The 18,781-nt window shown below is 40.6% G+C and carries 14 protein-coding genes; 5 read left to right on the top strand and 9 right to left on the bottom strand.

Annotated features, from left to right (window positions below):
• Nucleotides 1-9: 9 nt before the first annotated feature.
• From JXR92_RS08235 to JXR92_RS08200, 8 genes are all read right to left on the bottom strand, one after another.
• Entirely contained in the window at nucleotides 10-1,041 is a 1,032-nt protein-coding gene (locus JXR92_RS08235; protein ID WP_226791312.1) for a nucleoid-associated protein, read from the bottom strand.
• The gene (locus tag JXR92_RS08230) at nucleotides 1,038-2,903 is read right to left on the bottom strand and encodes a DUF3732 domain-containing protein (RefSeq protein WP_138345144.1); all 1,866 of its coding nucleotides are present in this window, start codon (nucleotides 2,901-2,903) and stop codon (nucleotides 1,038-1,040) included. The genes JXR92_RS08235 and JXR92_RS08230 overlap by 4 nt, the downstream gene beginning before the upstream one ends.
• The gene (locus tag JXR92_RS08225) at nucleotides 2,900-3,259 is read right to left on the bottom strand and encodes a hypothetical protein (RefSeq protein ID WP_226791311.1); all 360 of its coding nucleotides are present in this window, start codon (nucleotides 3,257-3,259) and stop codon (nucleotides 2,900-2,902) included. Before JXR92_RS08225 ends, JXR92_RS08230 begins: the two co-directional genes overlap by 4 nt.
• A gap of 65 nt (nucleotides 3,260-3,324) precedes the next feature.
• A complete protein-coding gene (locus JXR92_RS08220; protein WP_138345140.1) occupies nucleotides 3,325-4,587 on the bottom strand; it encodes a dsDNA nuclease domain-containing protein in 1,263 nt (420 codons plus the stop codon).
• A 13-nt stretch (nucleotides 4,588-4,600) separates the two neighbouring features.
• Nucleotides 4,601-7,990, bottom strand: a complete 3,390-nt coding sequence (locus tag JXR92_RS08215; RefSeq protein ID WP_138345138.1) for a type I restriction endonuclease subunit R — start codon at nucleotides 7,988-7,990, stop codon at nucleotides 4,601-4,603.
• A gap of 11 nt (nucleotides 7,991-8,001) precedes the next feature.
• Nucleotides 8,002-9,135 carry a restriction endonuclease subunit S gene (locus JXR92_RS08210; RefSeq protein WP_138345135.1) on the bottom strand — a complete coding sequence of 378 codons (1,134 nt, stop codon included), beginning with the start codon at nucleotides 9,133-9,135 and terminating at the stop codon, nucleotides 8,002-8,004.
• Complete coding sequence (locus JXR92_RS08205) at nucleotides 9,122-10,747, bottom strand: N-6 DNA methylase (protein ID WP_138345132.1); 1,626 nt, start codon at nucleotides 10,745-10,747, stop codon at nucleotides 9,122-9,124. The genes JXR92_RS08210 and JXR92_RS08205 overlap by 14 nt, the downstream gene beginning before the upstream one ends.
• 2 nt (nucleotides 10,748-10,749) lie before the next feature.
• Entirely contained in the window at nucleotides 10,750-10,962 is a 213-nt protein-coding gene (locus JXR92_RS08200) for a helix-turn-helix transcriptional regulator (RefSeq protein WP_057250095.1), read from the bottom strand.
• A 160-nt stretch (nucleotides 10,963-11,122) separates the two neighbouring features.
• Between JXR92_RS08200 and JXR92_RS08195 the strand changes: the two genes are divergently transcribed.
• The 4 genes from JXR92_RS08195 (at nucleotide 11,123) to JXR92_RS08180 (ending at nucleotide 17,143) form a co-directional block, all read left to right on the top strand.
• Nucleotides 11,123-12,121, top strand: coding sequence for a virulence RhuM family protein (locus JXR92_RS08195; protein WP_138345130.1), 999 nt, complete (start codon nucleotides 11,123-11,125; stop codon nucleotides 12,119-12,121).
• Nucleotides 12,122-12,400: 279 nt separating this feature from the next.
• On the top strand, nucleotides 12,401-13,351 hold the full coding sequence (locus JXR92_RS08190; RefSeq protein ID WP_171030416.1) for a ComEC/Rec2 family competence protein: 951 nt from the start codon (nucleotides 12,401-12,403) through the stop codon (nucleotides 13,349-13,351).
• Nucleotides 13,326-15,707 (top strand): RNA-directed DNA polymerase, encoded by a 2,382-nt coding sequence (locus JXR92_RS08185; RefSeq protein ID WP_138345126.1) that lies wholly within the window; start codon nucleotides 13,326-13,328, stop codon nucleotides 15,705-15,707. The genes JXR92_RS08190 and JXR92_RS08185 overlap by 26 nt, the downstream gene beginning before the upstream one ends.
• Nucleotides 15,704-17,143, top strand: a complete 1,440-nt coding sequence (locus tag JXR92_RS08180; protein WP_138345124.1) for a DNA polymerase — start codon at nucleotides 15,704-15,706, stop codon at nucleotides 17,141-17,143. The genes JXR92_RS08185 and JXR92_RS08180 overlap by 4 nt, the downstream gene beginning before the upstream one ends.
• Nucleotides 17,144-17,382: 239 nt before the next feature.
• Here JXR92_RS08180 and JXR92_RS08175 read toward each other — a convergent pair whose 3' ends face one another.
• On the bottom strand, nucleotides 17,383-17,847 hold the full coding sequence (locus tag JXR92_RS08175; RefSeq protein ID WP_138345122.1) for a DUF2867 domain-containing protein: 465 nt from the start codon (nucleotides 17,845-17,847) through the stop codon (nucleotides 17,383-17,385).
• Nucleotides 17,848-18,014: 167 nt separating this feature from the next.
• On the opposite strand from JXR92_RS08175, the gene JXR92_RS08170 reads away from it, so the two are divergent.
• Entirely contained in the window at nucleotides 18,015-18,779 is a 765-nt protein-coding gene (locus JXR92_RS08170) for a LuxR C-terminal-related transcriptional regulator (RefSeq protein WP_138345120.1), read from the top strand.
• Nucleotides 18,780-18,781: the final 2 nt, after the last annotated feature.

Raw genomic sequence — 18,781 nt, 5'->3', positions numbered from 1 at the left:
CTTTTATACCTATCTGTAATATAGCTTAAGAAAATTCTGTTTCTTCTCATCATCATATCCCTGTTCAATAATGGCAGATGAATCTAATACTTTAAGTTCAAAATCAGAACCAATTCTTAGGATATTTGCTTTCGTTATGGCTTTTCTTTTCGTAGCATTTTGTGCAATTTTAAAAGTCTCTGGCAGTTCCCCTTTCCTTTCCTCATATTCTTTTTTATAAGATGACAGCATGGATGTCACCTCATCATCGATTGCTAATGACGAAATCAATTCATTCGTATTTACTTCTCTACCATCATTCTGCAGTATTTGAGTAATTTTTCTGGATGCCTTAGCTAAATCCAAAGATTTCTCTGGAATCTTTTTACTAATCTGATGAACCACTGTAGAACAAAAGTCCGCTATACGTTCTGTATACTGGAAATCTGTAATTATGTCCTTTATATAAAGGAAGTTATTAGACCAATATCTTCCATCTTGACGGATGGTTGATGTTTCTACTATTGAGATTAAATATCCTTTATCTGATTGGATATTGAAAATTATGCACCCTTTGTCCAAATGCTTTGTACTCAATCCCAGCTGCGATTTAATAGAGTATTCTCCGTTTTCATAGGACACGGTTAAAAAACTATCTTTTGCTTCTGTTTTGAGTAACAAAATAGCATCAACTGTCTCATCGTTAATAATGCAACCGTCAATATAAATTACATAAAACTCACCATTACTAATGTGCGGATGTATACTTTGGTCATAAAGGTGCCTTGCAAGGTTATTTGATTGTTTGACAAAATCATCTTTGTTTTCAAATATCTTACGTACAAATCTATAGGACGGATTCATGTCCAGAGAGTCAATAGAATCAAATTGGCTAAATGTGTCAAACTTAAACGTATTTTTCACCAATGTTGATATGAATTCAGAAGCAAACGACATATCGTCTGCTTTAGAAGCAAATGCGATCCCTTCTTCTTTGGATTTATTTCCAACTTTTTGTACAGTGGCAATTACTGGTGTACCTAACTTAAAATTTACCATCATTCATAGATATATTTAGGAATTAGACCTCCATTTTCTGATTTTGAAAACTTTGCCGCAGTATGGAAATACTCTAAATCTTTCCAATAAGATTCGTCAGCATGTTCTATTAGTATAATCTGAAAATGATTGCTTTCGCCGCATACAATATCTTTCATAAAATCATTGAGTAGTCCGAAAGCTTTGATTAGCTGTTTCTTGTCATCGTTATCAAGCGTGTTTTTATCAGCGTAATACGGTATGCTTGGTTGATCAATAAATAGAAATGAGCCAACCTGTTCGGACTGATGTGCCAGAATAGAGCGATGGAGACCTAGAAAAAAGCATAAGTGTAGGAACATATAGTTTGATTTGCTGCCGACATTTCTAATAGGATACTCCTCCCCATTTTTCAACAGCGAAACTCTACGCTCCTCATCGTCATAACGCATAGAAGAATCTGGATAAGAATCTACAATGCCATTGGTTGAACGAAAATATTTGTTTATATATTCGTTCAATACCTCTTTCACATCATGAGGCAATAAATACATCTGTTTTAATTGAATTTTCAATGATTCAATTTCTGACAGCATATCTTGCTCAACATTTGGTAGATAAGCATCTGCTTGTGGTTTCTTCAAATCTTTCAGTCGATATTTAAGACTTAGAGCCATGTTAAGCCATTTAGGATTAACAATAGTTTTACGGAGAAACGTTAATCGTTTTAGTTCATTTTCGCAAGTTTTCAGTTCTTTTTTTAATTCTTCATACCTTGCATTGAAATCAATAGGCAATTTAGGCGTTTCTATCCTTGACTTCTTTATTTGTATAAGTTGATTTTCTAACAAATCAAGAAGTTCTGTCGTTTCAGAGCACAGAATGACCTCATCTATGTGCTCTCTAATGTAGGAAATAGGACGTAGGCTGTCTTGAATCTTTATTCCTGCATCTTTCTGTTTGCCCATCTCCGAAAGTAGAGAGTTGTAGATACTTAATTTAGAATTAAGTTCATCCCTTTGTTTTTTAAGTCTCTCTAATTTATTTGTATCTTCATCGTTTTTGATGAGTTTGTCGTATTCATTTATAGTTCGTTGAATATAATGTTGTAGTTCATTTGCATTTTCACAAATAAACAAATTGTCGGCAGGGACTAGGTTAAGACGCAATGCGTCTTCATAAATAGAAATGAGACTGTCCTTATATTTTATTTCATCAGCTTGTGCTTTTTGATGCTTCTGCTGATATTGGTTCAATTCCCTTTCTGCCTTTTGAATTGCAGATTCTACTTCTTTCCCATTATGACACCTAATGCCATTGACATACTCCAAGGCATAATCAAGGTGTGCATCAAAACTTCGGCTCATAAAAAAAGCCGTGTCAAAATATGTATTAGCTGATGATATAATATCCTCTGTCAGATAATTAAATGGTAAAAAATGTCTGAAAGTCATAGGAAATGTTCTATGACCAATCTTCACATCATGTTTCGGGACATTGAACATACTCGTAAGCATTGTTCTCATCTCTCCAACTGTATGAGTAGGGGTATATGGCGTTGGGTATTCTTGCTGTTTTTTCCAATATACATCTTGCGAACCTTTCCCAAGATACGGAGCTTTTCTTATAAGGATGTAACTTATTCCATCAAGATATAAATGCATACCATAGAACTCCACATTTTCATTAACTATATTTTCTACAATTACAGGATTGTCTGATAGGAAAAGATAATCAATAATTCCGAGTATCGATGATTTGCCAGTGGAAGAATCCCCTGTAATAACATTTATTTTATTGGGCTTGAATGGATAGGTTACCGTCTTTAGGACGTCTTCACTAAAACCCTTGAACCATAATTTTATGCTTTCAATATATAGATTCATAGGAGTACGTTTAAATCGTTATAAATTTCTTCGGTTGATAAGTCCTTGCACATATCTAATAAATGATCTGCATTATTGATTATACGACCCAATCTTCTGGAACTCAATTTTCCAGAAGGAAAGGATAGATCGATTAATCGCAGTACACCTTCTGATACAGCAATAATCTTGCTTTGTGTTAGTATTATCATAGCATTTATGAAATATGGGCCAAACGAATCTAATTTACGAGATATTAGTCCTTGATTTTTAATGCGACTGGAAAGCTGCTTGAAATCCATGCAGCCATGCAACCCTGTACTTAGTTGACGGTCTATCAGGATTGTACTAACAAGATACAATAGAGCTATATCCATATCTCTTTCTCTGAGAATTCGGACTATGCATGCCATAATTATTCCTTCATTATTGTAGACTCTGTTCATGACTTCTTAAATTTATCTTCCCAATCACGATGCCAACCAATTAAAGGTAATTCGGGGATTATATTTGTTGGAGAATTTGAGTAGTAATATATACACCCTTCGCTTAAGAATTGCTCTAACGGAGTTTCAGCTAAAGAAAATCGTTCTTTTCTCATTTCATCAACCGTATCACATCCGGCTTCACACAATTCTATCTCGGTACAATTTGGAGATAGTCTTCTATGTTTAGAGTTGTGACAACGTCTCCATGCTGAAGATACATTTTGGGTTAATTGTTTCACATCATCTGGAACGATTACATTATCATCCCAATGTTCATGAAGATTATTATTAAAGCATAACCAACACAACGTGCGTTCAGCAATTTCATCTACATTCTCCTCTCTTGTATCACCTATGACAAATAATTGTTTCATAAATAACAAGTCACGGGGATTGCCATTAAATTCATTAAGGTCGTAGTCCGTTCTGAAATGAATTTTCTGACGTCCAATATCAATTACACTCTGGTATTGCTCTTTAAAAATCGTCCCAGCATAAGATACTGGTTCACCATTCTCAATATTTTTCACTGAGTCGTCCCTTAATTTTGTCATAAGTTGATCATAAACCCATTCTATGCGGTTGTTTCTTAAAGCAAAGCGGGTGGCCATTAAATTCTTTATTTCTTTTTTCAATAAATCCGAGGTTTCAGAAACAGAGATTCGTGCACAAAATTGTGACAGGTACAACTTACCTAACAATTCCGTAATAATCTCTGAAATATCAACGCTTTTCTTCTTGGTGGTATCGGTCTTATCTTTATTGCCTCTTTCGGATTCTTGAATGGAAATAAGAGCTGATTTTAATTCGTCGATAGACTGATTTGCTCCAAATTTTTCAAGAGCTTTCACAAAAGCATTCTCAGAAATTGCTTTATTTGTCACCAACACAAACTTGTGGCTATTTAACATATCCGGTTGCTCGTCAATAAGCTTCATCCAAATAGATATAGTTTTCCATAAGTCTGTATCACGATTACTTAGGTTTATTGTTTCACCATTAGCATTTTTTTGGACGCTATGTTTTATTTGATACAGCGTTATGCTCTCTCCCGTCTGTTTATCAACATCATCAAGACGTTCAAAACTTACGGTAGTCGAATCATCAATTATGCCTAATAGTTGCAGAACAAAGTAATTCCATTGATATTCAAAAGCAGCAAAAACATGTGCTGCAGAACGCTTACTTTGTTCTTTTGATGGTGCTATCATATTCATAAGGATATTTCTATTACGGTTCTGCAACCATAGATGAATAATAGTCAGAATTAACACGATATAAACGTGGAGCAGATTGATGCTCCTTATAGTTTTCTACTTGGTCTAGGACTTCGTTGAAAACTTCGTCGCTGTATGTGGGTGGATAGCCGTTCTTGGCGAGCAGGAAGAATAACTTGCCGTTGAGATCGGCTTTCACATTATCATTGTTCAGCCAATCGGTGAACGATGACTGTGTGTCAATAAGTTCCTTAATCTTCTTGGCGAGTATCTTGCATTTGTCGTTGACAATGAGAGTGCCAACTTTCTTATCCTCTCCATACTCAAAGTTGTGTTTGTCGCGCATCGCCATGAGAATGTCGTAGAAGGCTTTCTCCTGGAATGTAAGGCCGAGCTGTCGGAAACTTTCTTTGTCCTCGCCAAGGCGACCGAGAATTTCAATAGCCTGTTCGGTCGCACTCTTGACTATTTCGTTGACGGTCTCGCTCTGAGTGGCGGTAGCCTCTCCGGCGGTAAGAGCGTCGCGGCGTTTATGGTATTCTTCAAGTGTCTTTTTGAGCATTTCCTCGAATTTCTCAGCGGCAATTTTGTTGGTATCTTTATACTGTGAGATTGCGCGACGAAGCATTTTGATGAGTACTTCGAGGCGAGTGGCGGGTGCTGGTATATTGTTGATATGCTCAATGAACTCCGGGCTAAAGATATTCTCCTCTACATCCGTATCGAGAATGTTTACTACTGAGTTACATTTAAGAGCTTCAGCCACCATGCTTTCCACGGCGCGGTTCATGCTCTCGGTGTCGTGCTTCTCGCTGGAGGTCTTGCGGATATAAGATGCGACAGCCATAAAACATTGGCAGAGCGTATTCTGCTCATTTGTCAGCACATTTGAGGGTTGGCAAATGTCATAGGCGATGCGCAGTCGCTTGACGTGAGCGAGGAAGAATGTCTTGGCATCAACAAGGCGCGGTTTCTTACCCTCGTCGGCTACATTCAGTTTCTCCGTACTACTGAGAATGAAGTCGGCAGCATTAGACAGACACTCGAGACGGTCGATAGGCTTTGCCTCCGGGTCAATGAACGGAGTGATGTCAAAACCGTGGAACAAGGTTTTGAGTATTTCAAGTTCGATGAGCATAGCTTCCAGAGCTTGCTTCACATCGTCTTCACTCGGACCAAATGATGTACCGCCGTACTTGTGCATCGCTTCCATCATGTTGGAACGGATGCCGATATAGTCTATAATGAAACCGAATTCTTTGCCTGGGTATTTGCGGTTGACACGGCTGATTGTCTGCACGAGCGTATGCTTCTGCAACGGCTTGTCGTTGTAGAGATAAGTCAGGCAATCAACATCAAAACCGGTAGTCCACATATCCACAACGATAGCGACGCGCAGATTGGAATGTTCCTGCTTGAAAGCGTCATCAAGTTTTTTGATGCGCTTTTTGTCGCCGAGATAATCGTACATATCTTTTGGGTCGTTCTTACCGCGAGTGGCTACCATGGCGATTGTCGGTATGGGCTTTAGCTTTTCAAGTTCCTCTGTAGTAAGAACAGAATCATCAGGTGACTTACGCTCCTCGAACCATTCGGGACGTATCTTGCGGAATTTCTGCAAGAGGTTGTAGCCAATGTATCGTTTCGAGCAGACAATCATAGCTTTTTGTATCACGTCGGGCTTGTTGGCGCATGCGGCTTCGTAGTGAGCTATGATGTCGGCGGCGAGGCGTTCCAGACGTTCTTCATCGGCAAGTATCACTTCCATTGCGCTCATAGCTTTTTTGGATGCAGCAATGTCGGCATCTGTCGCGCCCTCGTCGGCGCACTTCTTATAGTATTCGTCTATCTCTTTGACCTTGGTGCTATCGAGCGTAACCTGCGCTATACGCGGAATGTATTTGAGCGGCTTGGTGATTTCATCATCTACCGCCTGTTGCATGGTATAGCGGTCTACAATATCACCAAACACCTGTATGGTCTCATCAATAGGCGTGCCAGTAAAGCCTACAAAGGTCGCATGAGGGAATGCTGTGCGCAAATGTTCTGCGTATGGCTTGGTGACAAATGCGCCAATCTTTGATTCGTCTTTCTCCGTAGTAGCGATGGCCTGTGTATCGGTTTCGGGTTCATCGACATCTGTGCGTGTACGGACTTTCAGGGTCGTGCCCGTTCCGAGCTGTGTGCGGTGGGCTTCGTCGGAGAAACAGATGATGTTTCGTCTGGTGTTTAGTTCGCCGATTTCTTCGCAGAATTTCTGAATAGTGCAAATGAAGAAACCGCCGGAGTCGCGTGCTGCGAGTTCCTGTTTTAGGATTGTGCGGTTCGGAATAACCTGTGCCGCTCCGAGGCTCAGATATTCGGTGGAGCGCAGAAATAGTTTGCCCGCCTGAGTCTGAAGGTCATCGCGGTCAACAATCATTACGATTGTAGGCGAGCCAAGTTCTGCGCAACGGAGCGAGAGCTGACGGGCGAGGAACATCATTGTGTAGGTTTTGCCGCATCCTGTGGCACCGAAATAAGTGCCGCCCTTGCGGTCGCCGCGGGCGTATACCTCCCGCACATGCTCACGGAGCATTCGGGTGGCGAAGAACTGCGGGTAGCGGCATACTATTTCCTGCTCCTTGTCGAAGTCCTTGTCAGGGAAATAACAGTAATCGCGGAATATTTCGATAAAGCGGCTCGGTTCATATACTCCTGCCACAATGGTGCGCACTTGGTCAAGTCCCTTAGTTGCCACCGGGTCTTCGTTGTTGACCTTTTTCCATGCGTAGTAATGTTCGTATGGGGTATAAGTCGTACCGATTTTGGTATTGTTTACCGTGGCATCACTGATGCACGATAGCGGGCAATAGCGCAGCAGATGCGGTATGTCGCGTAGGTAGCGTATATGGATTTGGTCGTAGGCATCAGCAATAGTTGCATTTTCATCGGCAGGATTCTTTAACTCGAAAATGCAAAGCGGCATACCATTAACAAACAGAATTACGTCGGGGATGCGGATGTTATCACCGAGACCATAGCCAACCTCAAACTGGTTGACAACGCGATAGGTGTTGTCGCTTCCGTCGTAGTCGATAAAGTCAATGTCGAATGTTTTGCCATCGTCGTGCCGTACATAGCGGAAGCCATCGCGGATAAGATAATAAGTGTTGCGCAGCGTTTCAAAATGAGTCTGACCCGAAACATGGCGCAGCTTATTAGAAATTTCCTCAATATCCTGTGCGGTCAAATCAGGATAACGCCGATTAAGATAGCTTGTAAGATCATCGAGCAACAGCACATCCCTGTTATGCCGATGTATCTTACCGCCATAAGTATATTCCCAACCTTGTTCCACAAGCAAATCTAACAAGGCCAATTCGTATTCGTCTTCGTAGAATTTTCCGTTACTCTGTTTCATGGCACTTCATTTTAGGCGTTGGCTCCTTTTAGCACAAGGGCTGGACAGATAGTTTTTAATTTCTCACGAGCTATTGCAGCGACACCCTTGGCTTCCTCCATACAGTGATAGAGGTTAACGATTGATTGCTGTGCTTCAATGGGCGGAAGGGGAATTTTAGCCCTACAGAGTTCCGACCAATCAAATGTTTCTCTTGCGCTACCCCATGAGTTGAAACGCGAATAGCGGTCAAACTCGCTGCGGCTTAATAGTAAGAACAGATATTCAGGCAATAGCTGTGAGTAATTTTTGCAATCAAAGTTTATATACGATGATGAAACTATAAACGTCTGAGCCATATTATTGATTGCCAAAGAAATTTTACCTCCATTACGAGACGTAACAGAAACATAACAGAAATTTCTTGGCTTTAATAATTTATAAGGCGAAAGAGATACGCCTTTCATGTCGGCTTTAGTATATATCAATTTTTTCTCTATGCTAATACCTCTAACATCATCAAGAGTATACTTCCCAAAAGTATTTCTTTCGTCAACTTGGTTAATATACTCCCCGAGGGAAACACGTGAATATTTCTTACCAGACTCTATGACGAGGGCTTCGCACATTTTGGAGAGGGAGGCCACGAGGACTTCATTCTGCTCGGCGAGAACCTTCAGCCCGTTGTAGGTTTCCACCAACTCACGTTGTACCTCAATCGACGGCAAAGGGATGTCGACACGGCAAAATTCCTCCCAGTCGAATGTCTCGCGAGCACTTCCCCACGAGTTAAACCGCGAGTAGCGGTCAAATTCGGGGCGAGAGAGTAGAAGGAATAAATAGCCCGGGAGAAGAATGGTCTCGTCCTTACAGCAAAAGGTGATATAGGATGAAGATACTATGAACGTATTTGATGTTTCATTCATAGCCAAAGAGATTTTACCGCCATTACGAGAAGTAACAGTGACATAGCAAAAGCTATTTGGCTTAAGCAGTTTATATGGCTTCAATGAAACATCTTTCATATCAGCCTTTGTAAATATCAGTTTCTTTTCAATGCTAATACCTCGAACATCCGATAGCTGATATTTTTCAAAGAAATTGCGCTCGTCTTGCTGAACAATGTAGTCACCGAGACGTACCCATTTCGTTTCACTTGCACTCATATCCAAGTTGTTTTAGGGCGTTACGAAGAGTAATGTTGTTATCGGACTGACGGCGCAGTAGGTCGGAAATTGTTGTCGTGGCTTCGGAGAGGACTTTATGATAGTCGGCTTCAAGGTCTCGGTCGACAAACTTAATGTAACGGCTCGGAACGAGCGAAAAGTCATTCTCTTTCTCGGCTAGTTCTTTGTAGCTGACCGAACGGTACAACTCAGGTTCGGCGTAGGTTGCGCCGTCCGTGCCCTCACTTTGCCATTTGAAGTAAATCTCGGATGCTCGCTTGATTTGTTCGGCATCAAACATGACCTTCTTTTTCTGTTCCCCTTTCACTGGGTTCTGCGTCCACTGGCGCAAATCCATGAAAAGGATTTGACCTGTGCGGTCGCGTAGCTTGCGGCCATGCCACATTCTGGCTTTCTTATTTTGGTTGAGAATCCAAAGTGTTACGGATATGTCTGTATTATAGAAAAGTTCACGAGGCAAAACGATGATGGCTTCAACTTTATCACCGAAGCCTTGTTCGTCGAGTTTAAGAAGCTTCTTACGGATTGTATATGCGTCAGAGTCTCCGAGGGCACCATTGGCGAGCAGGAAACCGGCTACGCCTTTCTTGGGGGTAAGTTTTGAAAGAATATGAAGAATCCAAGCATAGTTGGCATTGCTTTCAGGAGGCGTGGCATAATTGGCCCAACGGGCATCATTGCTAAGCTTATCTTCGTACCATTTTTTCTTGTTGAAAGGTGGGTTGGCCATGATATAATCAAAGGTCAACCCCTTATGAAGGTCATCGGTGAATGTCGAGGCGTTCTTCTCGCCGAGATGATGTGAAATACCTCGAACTGCCAAATTCATTTTGGCGAGACGGTATGTGGCAGGGTCGCTCTCTTGGCCATAGACATTTACGTGGGTAATGTCGCCCTGTTTGGACTCAACATATTTTGCACATTGCACAAACATACCGCCGGAGCCGCAGCAAGGGTCATAGAGAGTGCCGTCAAACGGCTCAATAAAAGCCGCTATAAATTCTACTACATCATGGGGCGTATAATATTCGCCCTCTTCCTTGTCCGCATTTATCGCAAAAGACTTTAGAAAGTACTCATACACTCGACCGAACAAGTCTTTTTCCTCTCCGAAAGCACGATGCGAAACCTTATTTACCTCATCTACGACTTTCTTGATGACATTGGCTTCAAGATTGATAGAGGTAAACAAACCGAGTTTCACACAACCTTTGAAGGCTTCGCCGCTGTCGTTAATAGCTTGCAGGGCATCATCGAGAGCACCATTGAGTTTTGGAGCGGGTATATTGATAAGCATAGACCAACGGGCAGCTTCCGGCACAAAGGCGATGCCCTTGTAACGCGAAGGACTAGCGAGAAATGTTTCAATCATAACTTCATCAGTAATACCGTTGTCGATGCACTCCTGACGCATCTTTGCCTGTGCATCTTCAAACTTTTCACCAATAAAGCGGAGGAAAACAAGAGTAAGCAGCAAATCGCGCTTATCCATCAAAGAGGCATTGCCGCGCAGATAGTCGCGGCAGTTAAATAATATAGATTCAAGATTGAGAGAGTTCCCCTCTTTTTTCTTTGTCGTTTTCTTTGCCATATTCAATCGTTATTACCGCCATTGATGAGTTGGCGAGGGTCCACATTCAAAAGTCCTGCAATCTTCACAAGCATATCAAGGGATGGTTGCATCTTGTTGGAACACCATCGGGAAACAGTTGCTTCATTTTTCCCTACTTGTTCGGCTAACCATTTACCTGTTTTGCCATTCTCAACTAACACGACCTTTAGCCTGTTTATCTTTTGCGATTCCATACGTTTTAATTTGCTTGCTAATTACAATACTTTGATTTGTAACGCAAATATAGTGATAATACTCGGAAATACCGCATTGTGCCTCAAAAAAGTAGCCTGAACGCCCGCAAAATCAAGTATATTAGCTATATTTGCAATCACAGAGAGAAGAAATAGGCCAATGAACGAAGAAAACAAAATAATACTCTATCAGGACGATGATGAGATAACTCGTGTGTCTGTGCGTTTTACCGATGAAGATTTGTGGTTGACACAAAATCAGTTGGCGGAGATATATTGTACGACAAAGCAGAATATCAGTCAGCACATAGACAACATCCTAAATGATGGAGAATTAGACCCAAATCGAACTGTAAAGGATTTCTTGACAGTTCGGCAAGAAGGTAAACGCCAAGTGCAGCGCAGTGTTTTGCACTATAATCTTGATATGGTTATCGCCTTGGGCTATCGTGTGCAGTCGCAGGTGGCTACCCGTTTCCGTCGCTGGGCTACTCAGCGGCTTCATGAGTATATCCAAAAGGGATTTGCGATGGATGATGAGCGGTTGAAGCAAGGAGGTAATCGGTATTTCCGTGAGTTGCTGCAGCGTATCAGAGATATTCGTAGTAGCGAGCGTAACTTCTATCAACAGGTGACGGACATCTATGCCACAGCCACAGATTATGACCCACGGGACGAGATGACAAAGATGTTCTTTGCAACCGTACAGAACAAGCTGCACTACGCCGTCCATGAGAACACGGCAGCGGAGGTTATCTACAATCGTGTGGATAATGAAAAGCCGTTTGTAGGTATGACGAACTTCAAAGGCAACTATGTAACCAAAGACGATGTGAAGATTGCCAAGAACTATCTCTCAGAGATTGAACTGCAACGTCTTAACCTGCTTGTTTCCGGTTTCTTGGACTTTGCCGAGTTCCAAGCATTGGAAATGAATCCTATGACGATGAAAGATTGGATAGAGGCATTGGACAATCAGATTATCGCTCATAAACGGAAGGTCTTGATTGGCAAGGGCAACATTTCGCACAAGCAAGCGATTGAGAAGGCAGAAAAGGAGTTTGAAATCTACCGCAAACGAGAAATGGATCTACTTGAAAGCGATTTTGATAGAGAAATCAAAAGATTGAAAGATAATAACGACTATGGCTCAAAATAATATTATTATCTTTGAACCAGAAGTCATTCTTTGGCAGAGACGGTTCACGGAATACAATCGTTAAAAAGTGGAAGTATAGAAAGACATGACTCTAAACTAATGTTAGGCAGGAATACAATAACCGTCGATTGCGGAAATTAAGTTTCAATAGAATTGCAATGAACATTAAGAGCATATATAATTAAGTATTGCATCTTTTGTTCAAACTGTATTCCACACTTGCTCTGCCTGTTTTAGATGGTATATGAAAATGAAACAGAAATTACAAAGTTAAAAACAATGACGATATCATTTTTACGAGCAAAACATGGTGACTGTATCAACATCCGTCATAATGATAAGAATGTAATTATAGATTCAGGCACGCCAGATTCCGATGCATATTCTTGTTTGATTGATGAAGTAAGAGCACAAGGTCAGCGAGTTGATCTTCTTGTTATAACCCATTATGATTATGACCACATCGGAGGAGTGTTTGCTATGGATTCAGATAATTGGGAAATAGTTGACAACGTGTGGTTCAATTCCGCACAAATGGTAATGCCGACTGTTAATAAAGAAAATTATCTATCTATTCGTCAAGCCAATTCAGTACAGAGCGCTTTGGAAGATTTTCATGTAAAATGGGACAGAGAATTAACACGAGGCAAAGAATTTGAACTAGGGAATAACTGGTTGCTGAAAATCCTATATGGTGGTTGTGACAAAATATTGGATGGGGTGGGAGAATTTCTGTCGTCTCCCAAATGCGACTGGAATGCTACGTTTGAAGAGCTAGAACACTATCTGAATGACAATGTATTAGATACTACAGAAGTCAACGCTTCTTCAATTGTATTGTTACTTACTGATGGCGAGCACAACTATCTATTTCCTGGCGATAGTACGCCCCAAGTCTTATTAGATGCATTATCCGACTATTCTGAGACCAATCCCCTGCGTCTTGATTTGCTAAAGCTCCCTCATCATGGCAGTTACAAGAACATCACACACGAGATTTTGAAAAAAATTATATGCTCGGATTACGTAGTACTCACGAACGGTAAGGTTCATTTTCATCCGAATAAAAAAATGATGCTTAAGGTATTGAACTGGGGACGTCGTACAGATGATAAAATCCGTTTTCATCTTAATTATCACCAAGAGCTAAGTGAAAAGCTAAAAATATCCGAAGCAGAACAGAAAAAGTATAAATTTGAGCTGGATGGACAAACTGAATTTAAAATATAATGCCTGCAAAATAGATGCGAGGGTAGCGGGCCAAGATAGTCATGGGTCAGGATTTTTATACGTCACATCTCCCGGTAGTAAATATAATTATGTTGTCACAGCTAAACACATCCTGTCAGAAGACTCTACTGTAAATCCACAACTATCAGATATCACTGATTTGTCAATTATGGTCGCAGCAGAGGAAGGCTTTGTTACTTTAGAGGTGTATTCTGAAAGTTTGGATGAAAATATATTTTTCCATCCTCGTTGGGATGTTGCCATAATTCGTGTACGAAAATCCTATCTGCCACGAGTTGTCAAGGTCTGGATGAAAAACTATAGCGAGATAAATAAGGAGTGTCTTCTTAAATGTCACGCTTGTCCTAATTTTGGGCGAGATCATTCTATACCTTTTGAGCTAAATTATCATCCTGACGATAAGCATTTGGTACATTGCAATAGCGAGATTAAAAATATCCATCATTATCATGGAATTTCAGGCGGTGGCGTATATCTTGCAGATGCTCCCTATATGGTGAGTGTTATTTCAAAGTATCCCTTTGTTGATTTTGAAATGAACCAGCTTATGCTCGCCCAAGTAGATTGGGACGAGATAAATGAAATGCTTTATGAAAGGCAGTGGCAGAAATTAGGAAGAGGAGCTTCTACTAAAACTCGAATAGCACAGGACAAAACCATCATTGACCTACGAGAGATGAGTGTTAATGGAACGAGATTGAATCTTGATACTGCACTAAAGAATTTGCGCCGCGATATGATTGACGATTGGTTTTTCGACCCATTGCAATATGTGGATTTATGCAATCAAGATTTTGTCCTCGACTATTTTTCGAGCCAAGATGTTCGTGAACATTACAAATTCCAGGAAATGGAAGTGTTATATATTCCTAAGGAATCTTTGGTGCAGCGTAAGGCCATGGTCGGTAATTTTGTTGATCGTTTGCTTTACATTGCTATTGTAGAAAAATTGGCACCGTTGATGGAGGAATATATCTCCTCTCGTGTTTATGCAGCTCGTCTTAATCGTTCTGAGGATAATTCACTTATAGCAAACGGTGTAAATCAGTGGATAAAGATGAATTATCTAATTGACGAATGGCTCGAAAAAGGAGAGGGATGCCTATTCAAGTGCGATGTGGTGAATTATTTTGATAACATATCGCATGCGACGCTTATAGGCTTCTTACGTGAAATTGCAACTGATGCGGATGCTCTCAACGCAATAAAATTGCTTGAGCAAATGTTTTCAGAAATTTCGGACTCCCAAACGAACTGTGGACTTCCACAAAACAGTGACGCATCCTCATTATTGGCGACCTTCTATCTCAGTCATGTTGATATCCAGATTCAGGCACAAGCTATAGAATACTGTCGCTTTATGGATGACATTTATTTTATGGCACCAGATTATTTTAGTGCCCGCAATGTGTTGCAATCGCTCGAAGGTGAGTTGCGTCGTCTTAATCTTTGCCTAAACTCCTCTAAGGTGGTTTGTATAACCTTCGAAAACAAAAAGGAGGTCGACGAATTTCGTGAAGGACTGAGTCTATATAATCACACTAATCAAAAGATAAAACAACTCATCAGGAGCGAAGATCTCGGACGACGCGAAAACGGCATCGCTTTATTAGTAAACACTCTTCACGAAATCATGGATTCGTTAAAAAGAAATTCTAAAGAGCATACAAAAGATATACAACGTAAAAAGAAATTCCTTCTCTACATACTTTGTAACTATCCAATTACGCTTGTGTCATATTGGGATTATTTCTACAAGAATATGCTTTTCTTCCTTGACACCTTAAAGGTTGCACCTGTTGATACACCTTTAATTTGTAGGTTGATTTCTTGTGTAAAGCATGATCGGGATTTAGACGATGCCAAACGCATGATTGCAAACATGCTTATGCGTAAGGAGTGCGACATCTATCCTTGGCAGGCATATCATTTTTGGCTGCTCATGGCTCATCTGAAATACAATGATGAACAGTTGGTGAGATATGCTGCTGTAGAATTAGAGCGAAACGACGCCACGCACCGCATAGAAAATGCAGCGATAATAATTTATTTGTGCTCGGTGCGTCCTGCCTACGTGCGAGTTATCATGAATATGCTTGGCAAGCAAAGATTCCATGGTTATATGCAGATAAGGGCGGCATTGATAGCATGTCGTTCCCTTAATCCGGAATCTGTGTCAGGTATGCTACCCGTGAACCTCAAGCCCCTTGCTTCGATGTCAGTGTTCCTGCATCGGAATAAAGAAAAAGAACTCACTCTGATGGGACAAGTTTCATCCTATCTTTTCAAATCCCCCAATAAGAACCTATACACCGATATGTACTCTGGCTTATGAGAAAAGAAAAAGAATATGTGGTAATCTATCTTGATTGTTGTCTTTATGGCTGTGACGTAGCAGACGATCAGCGCATAGTAATCAATTTGACAAGAAATGGGCTCTTCTATCACGACAGAATCATTACGTGTCAGATAACGGAAGTTATCCATTTGCTTTGTAATAATTATGGTGGTATCAGTAGATTTGATTTGCTTGATTTTGAATGTCTAGACCTGCAAATTCGCCAATCCGTGGAGTATTGTGAAGAACAGAATGAGTGCTGGTCTCCACATGAAATGGTTTTGTATTATACTGGTCGGGAACTGCCGTTGCGACCCGAGGAACAACATGAAGAAGCACTTAGACTTATGATAGACTGTTATCAGGAAATGAAAAGGCGAGGAGAAGAAGAATGGCCACGTATTGAGAAAATAGAAATACCCGTAAATCGTGTGCTGTATGATTTAGTCGCTCGTGGCATAGAGTTTCGGAATGATCAACTTAAGGAGTTTTGTCAGGTGCAGCATAAAAAGCTCTATCGTGCCCTAAATCGAATTCAGCTTGATTTCGGTCAGGTGCAGCCGAATTTGGAGGCTTTGTATAATCAATTGAATCTTCCAATTCATTATCTGAAATATGGGAGATTAAAGGCTTTATGTAAGAAATACCCTAAGCTTCAACCATTTCGTGATGCGGAAAAAGCGGAGCGCAATCTTAGGATACTTACATATTTGAGTGCTATAAGGAAGAATCTGAATATAGTCACGCCTGTAGTAAAACCCGTGGGTAGTCGCACATCGCGTATTATTTTGCGTAATCCGTCATTACAAAATATGAGCAAAGAATTTCGTGAACTATTTAACTGCTCCCATCAGACCTTTGTCAATCATAGATATCTGTATGTGGACTACAGTCAGTTTGAAGCAGGTATACTTGCGGGTCTTACGAATAGGAAAGAATTGATATCCCTTTATGAAAAAAACAGGATTTATTCAGAAATTGAGAGAATCGCTAATTGCGATAGATCAGAGGCTAAGATTCTCTTTTACTGTTTTATCTATGGAGGGGTATGCGCTAAGAAACTTAAAGGATTCTTTAATCGTTATTGCTCTGAAGACGATTTAGAATCACTGGTAAACGCTCCTAAAGTTTCCTCCCTTTTGGGAAACAGCAGAATTCTTAATATGGATACTGATTGCCATAAAATACTTAATCACAGGATTCAAAGCATAGGGTCACTTATATTCAAGCAGGCTTTAATCGATGTCTATAATCGCTATCGTTGGAAAGTAGATCTCGTTCTTCCGCTTCATGATGGAGCTCTGTATAAAATCATAGATGATGAAATTACTGATGAGGATATTTGTCGTATCTATCGTGAGGCATTTCGGAAATATTTTCCCGACTTATCTCCCTTGGTAAAACCTCAACAATTCTTTCCAGAAGGGGAATAATTACATCATCGCTTAATTCTTTTGGTTTTTCAATCAGAATCACTACCTTTGCTGCGTGAAACCACCATGCAGCGATGCGCAGAACGCTGAAGTCCAGCGGTGGAGTAATAGGAGGAGAATACTGTCAAGGCGATTCTGAAAAGTGATGATATAGAGCCACTTGGAGAAAGATTACGATTCCTGGTGGCACCACTCAAATAAATACTCCCATTGAAATGATAATATTTCAATGGGAGTATTTATTTACACCCACTCCCCCTATCCCCAGCAACATGCTTTAAGATAGACTTTACTATTATCCCATGAAAAGGTCTGATAATAAAGAAATATGCCCTTCCCAGCCAATTATTGTACTTCACAACAGTAGTAATCCGAAGTTCTTGTTTTCCTTCGTGATATTCCCCGCACCACATGGACACATGGAAATCAAGATGCTTATCCAGCATTCCGAGAATTTCTTCATGCAGATTTTTATCCAAGACCATATCTGTAAATCTGGTTGCTGTATCCAGTCCTAATGGCTTTACAATCGCATTCCTGAAATTCATGAGCCAACCAATCCATTTAGGAAATCGGCTGAAGGCAAGATTGCGAAAATCTTCCGGTGTCAATGCCTGCCCAGTGACCATCACTTTAGAAAAAGAATCTATATAATTTACAGGAAAATAATTCTTTATTAAGCTGTCTGCCGGTATATCTTTCATCTTATCACATATTGAATTTATTACTCGTTTGCTTTTCATTCACGACGTCCCCAATGACACGGCCTACAAAGGTAGCCACTTAATCCAACCCTACAACATATTCTTAGAAATAATATTATCCCGTAAAAGATAAAGCTCAAAAGAAAATTATCAGTTATCTTTGTTCCATGACTACCAACAAGACAACTCCCAAAGAATTATGGGCAAGACAGCAGATTAGCGGTCCCGATGTAGACTATGATTTGTGGAACAAGAAAAGAATATCCGTGCAAGCGTTCTCACAAATGAGTCAGAACTGTATTTTTACAGTTGACGTATTTAAAGAAAGATACGATTTTGCATCCGACAGTTTTGCCCATCTTTTCGGATACAATCCCACTTGGATAAAGACAATCAGGCAACAAGGCGATTTACTGGAAGAGAGAATACACCCTGATGACAGAATTCAACTCACAGAATGCCAAATCGAGCATGGACAGTTCATCTACTCACTCCCACCGGAAGAAAGAAATGACTACCGGCAAATATTTCAATTCCGTATGTTGAATGCACGGCAACAGTATATCAATGTAAGCAGCCGGCAACAAATCATAGAAACAGACCGGAATGGTAAAGCCTGGATAATCATGGGAGTAATGGACATACTTCCCGACCAGACCCCTATCGAAAGAATCAAACGGACGGTGGTGAACAGAAAAACGGGAGAGATACTTCCAACATGCACTGTTTCTCCCGACAAACAATTATCCAACCGGGAGAAAGAAATATTACGACTCATCCGACAAGGTTTTCTAAGCAAGGAAATCGCTTACCAGCTGGGAGTGAGCATCTATACTGTGAACAATCACCGGAAAAACATCCTAAGCAAGTTAGATGCCAACAATATAATGGAAGCCATCCATATAGTAGAAAATCTTGGTATCTACCTCTAAGA

It is taken from the genome of Bacteroides parvus (assembly GCF_017309675.2).
Lineage (GTDB): Bacteria > Bacteroidota > Bacteroidia > Bacteroidales > Bacteroidaceae > Bacteroides > Bacteroides uniformis.
The sequence above is the reverse complement of the archived record's forward strand: the minus strand, read 5'-3'. Positions and strand labels throughout refer to the sequence as shown.

Coding starts and splice junctions, on each gene's coding strand:
- JXR92_RS08195 (WP_138345130.1), top strand. CDS start 11,123: ATGAACGAAGAAAACAAAATAATACTCTATCAGGACGATGATGAGATA.
- JXR92_RS08175 (WP_138345122.1), bottom strand. CDS start 17,847: ATGAAAGATATACCGGCAGACAGCTTAATAAAGAATTATTTTCCTGTA.
- JXR92_RS08230 (WP_138345144.1), bottom strand. CDS start 2,903: ATGAATCTATATATTGAAAGCATAAAATTATGGTTCAAGGGTTTTAGT.
- JXR92_RS08170 (WP_138345120.1), top strand. CDS start 18,015: ATGACTACCAACAAGACAACTCCCAAAGAATTATGGGCAAGACAGCAG.
- JXR92_RS08200 (WP_057250095.1), bottom strand. CDS start 10,962: ATGGAATCGCAAAAGATAAACAGGCTAAAGGTCGTGTTAGTTGAGAAT.
- JXR92_RS08225 (WP_226791311.1), bottom strand. CDS start 3,259: ATGGATATAGCTCTATTGTATCTTGTTAGTACAATCCTGATAGACCGT.
- JXR92_RS08190 (WP_171030416.1), top strand. CDS start 12,401: ATGACGATATCATTTTTACGAGCAAAACATGGTGACTGTATCAACATC.
- JXR92_RS08215 (WP_138345138.1), bottom strand. CDS start 7,990: ATGAAACAGAGTAACGGAAAATTCTACGAAGACGAATACGAATTGGCC.
- JXR92_RS08180 (WP_138345124.1), top strand. CDS start 15,704: ATGAGAAAAGAAAAAGAATATGTGGTAATCTATCTTGATTGTTGTCTT.
- JXR92_RS08210 (WP_138345135.1), bottom strand. CDS start 9,135: ATGAGTGCAAGTGAAACGAAATGGGTACGTCTCGGTGACTACATTGTT.
- JXR92_RS08220 (WP_138345140.1), bottom strand. CDS start 4,587: ATGAATATGATAGCACCATCAAAAGAACAAAGTAAGCGTTCTGCAGCA.
- JXR92_RS08235 (WP_226791312.1), bottom strand. CDS start 1,041: ATGATGGTAAATTTTAAGTTAGGTACACCAGTAATTGCCACTGTACAA.
- JXR92_RS08205 (WP_138345132.1), bottom strand. CDS start 10,747: ATGGCAAAGAAAACGACAAAGAAAAAAGAGGGGAACTCTCTCAATCTT.
- JXR92_RS08185 (WP_138345126.1), top strand. CDS start 13,326: ATGGACAAACTGAATTTAAAATATAATGCCTGCAAAATAGATGCGAGG.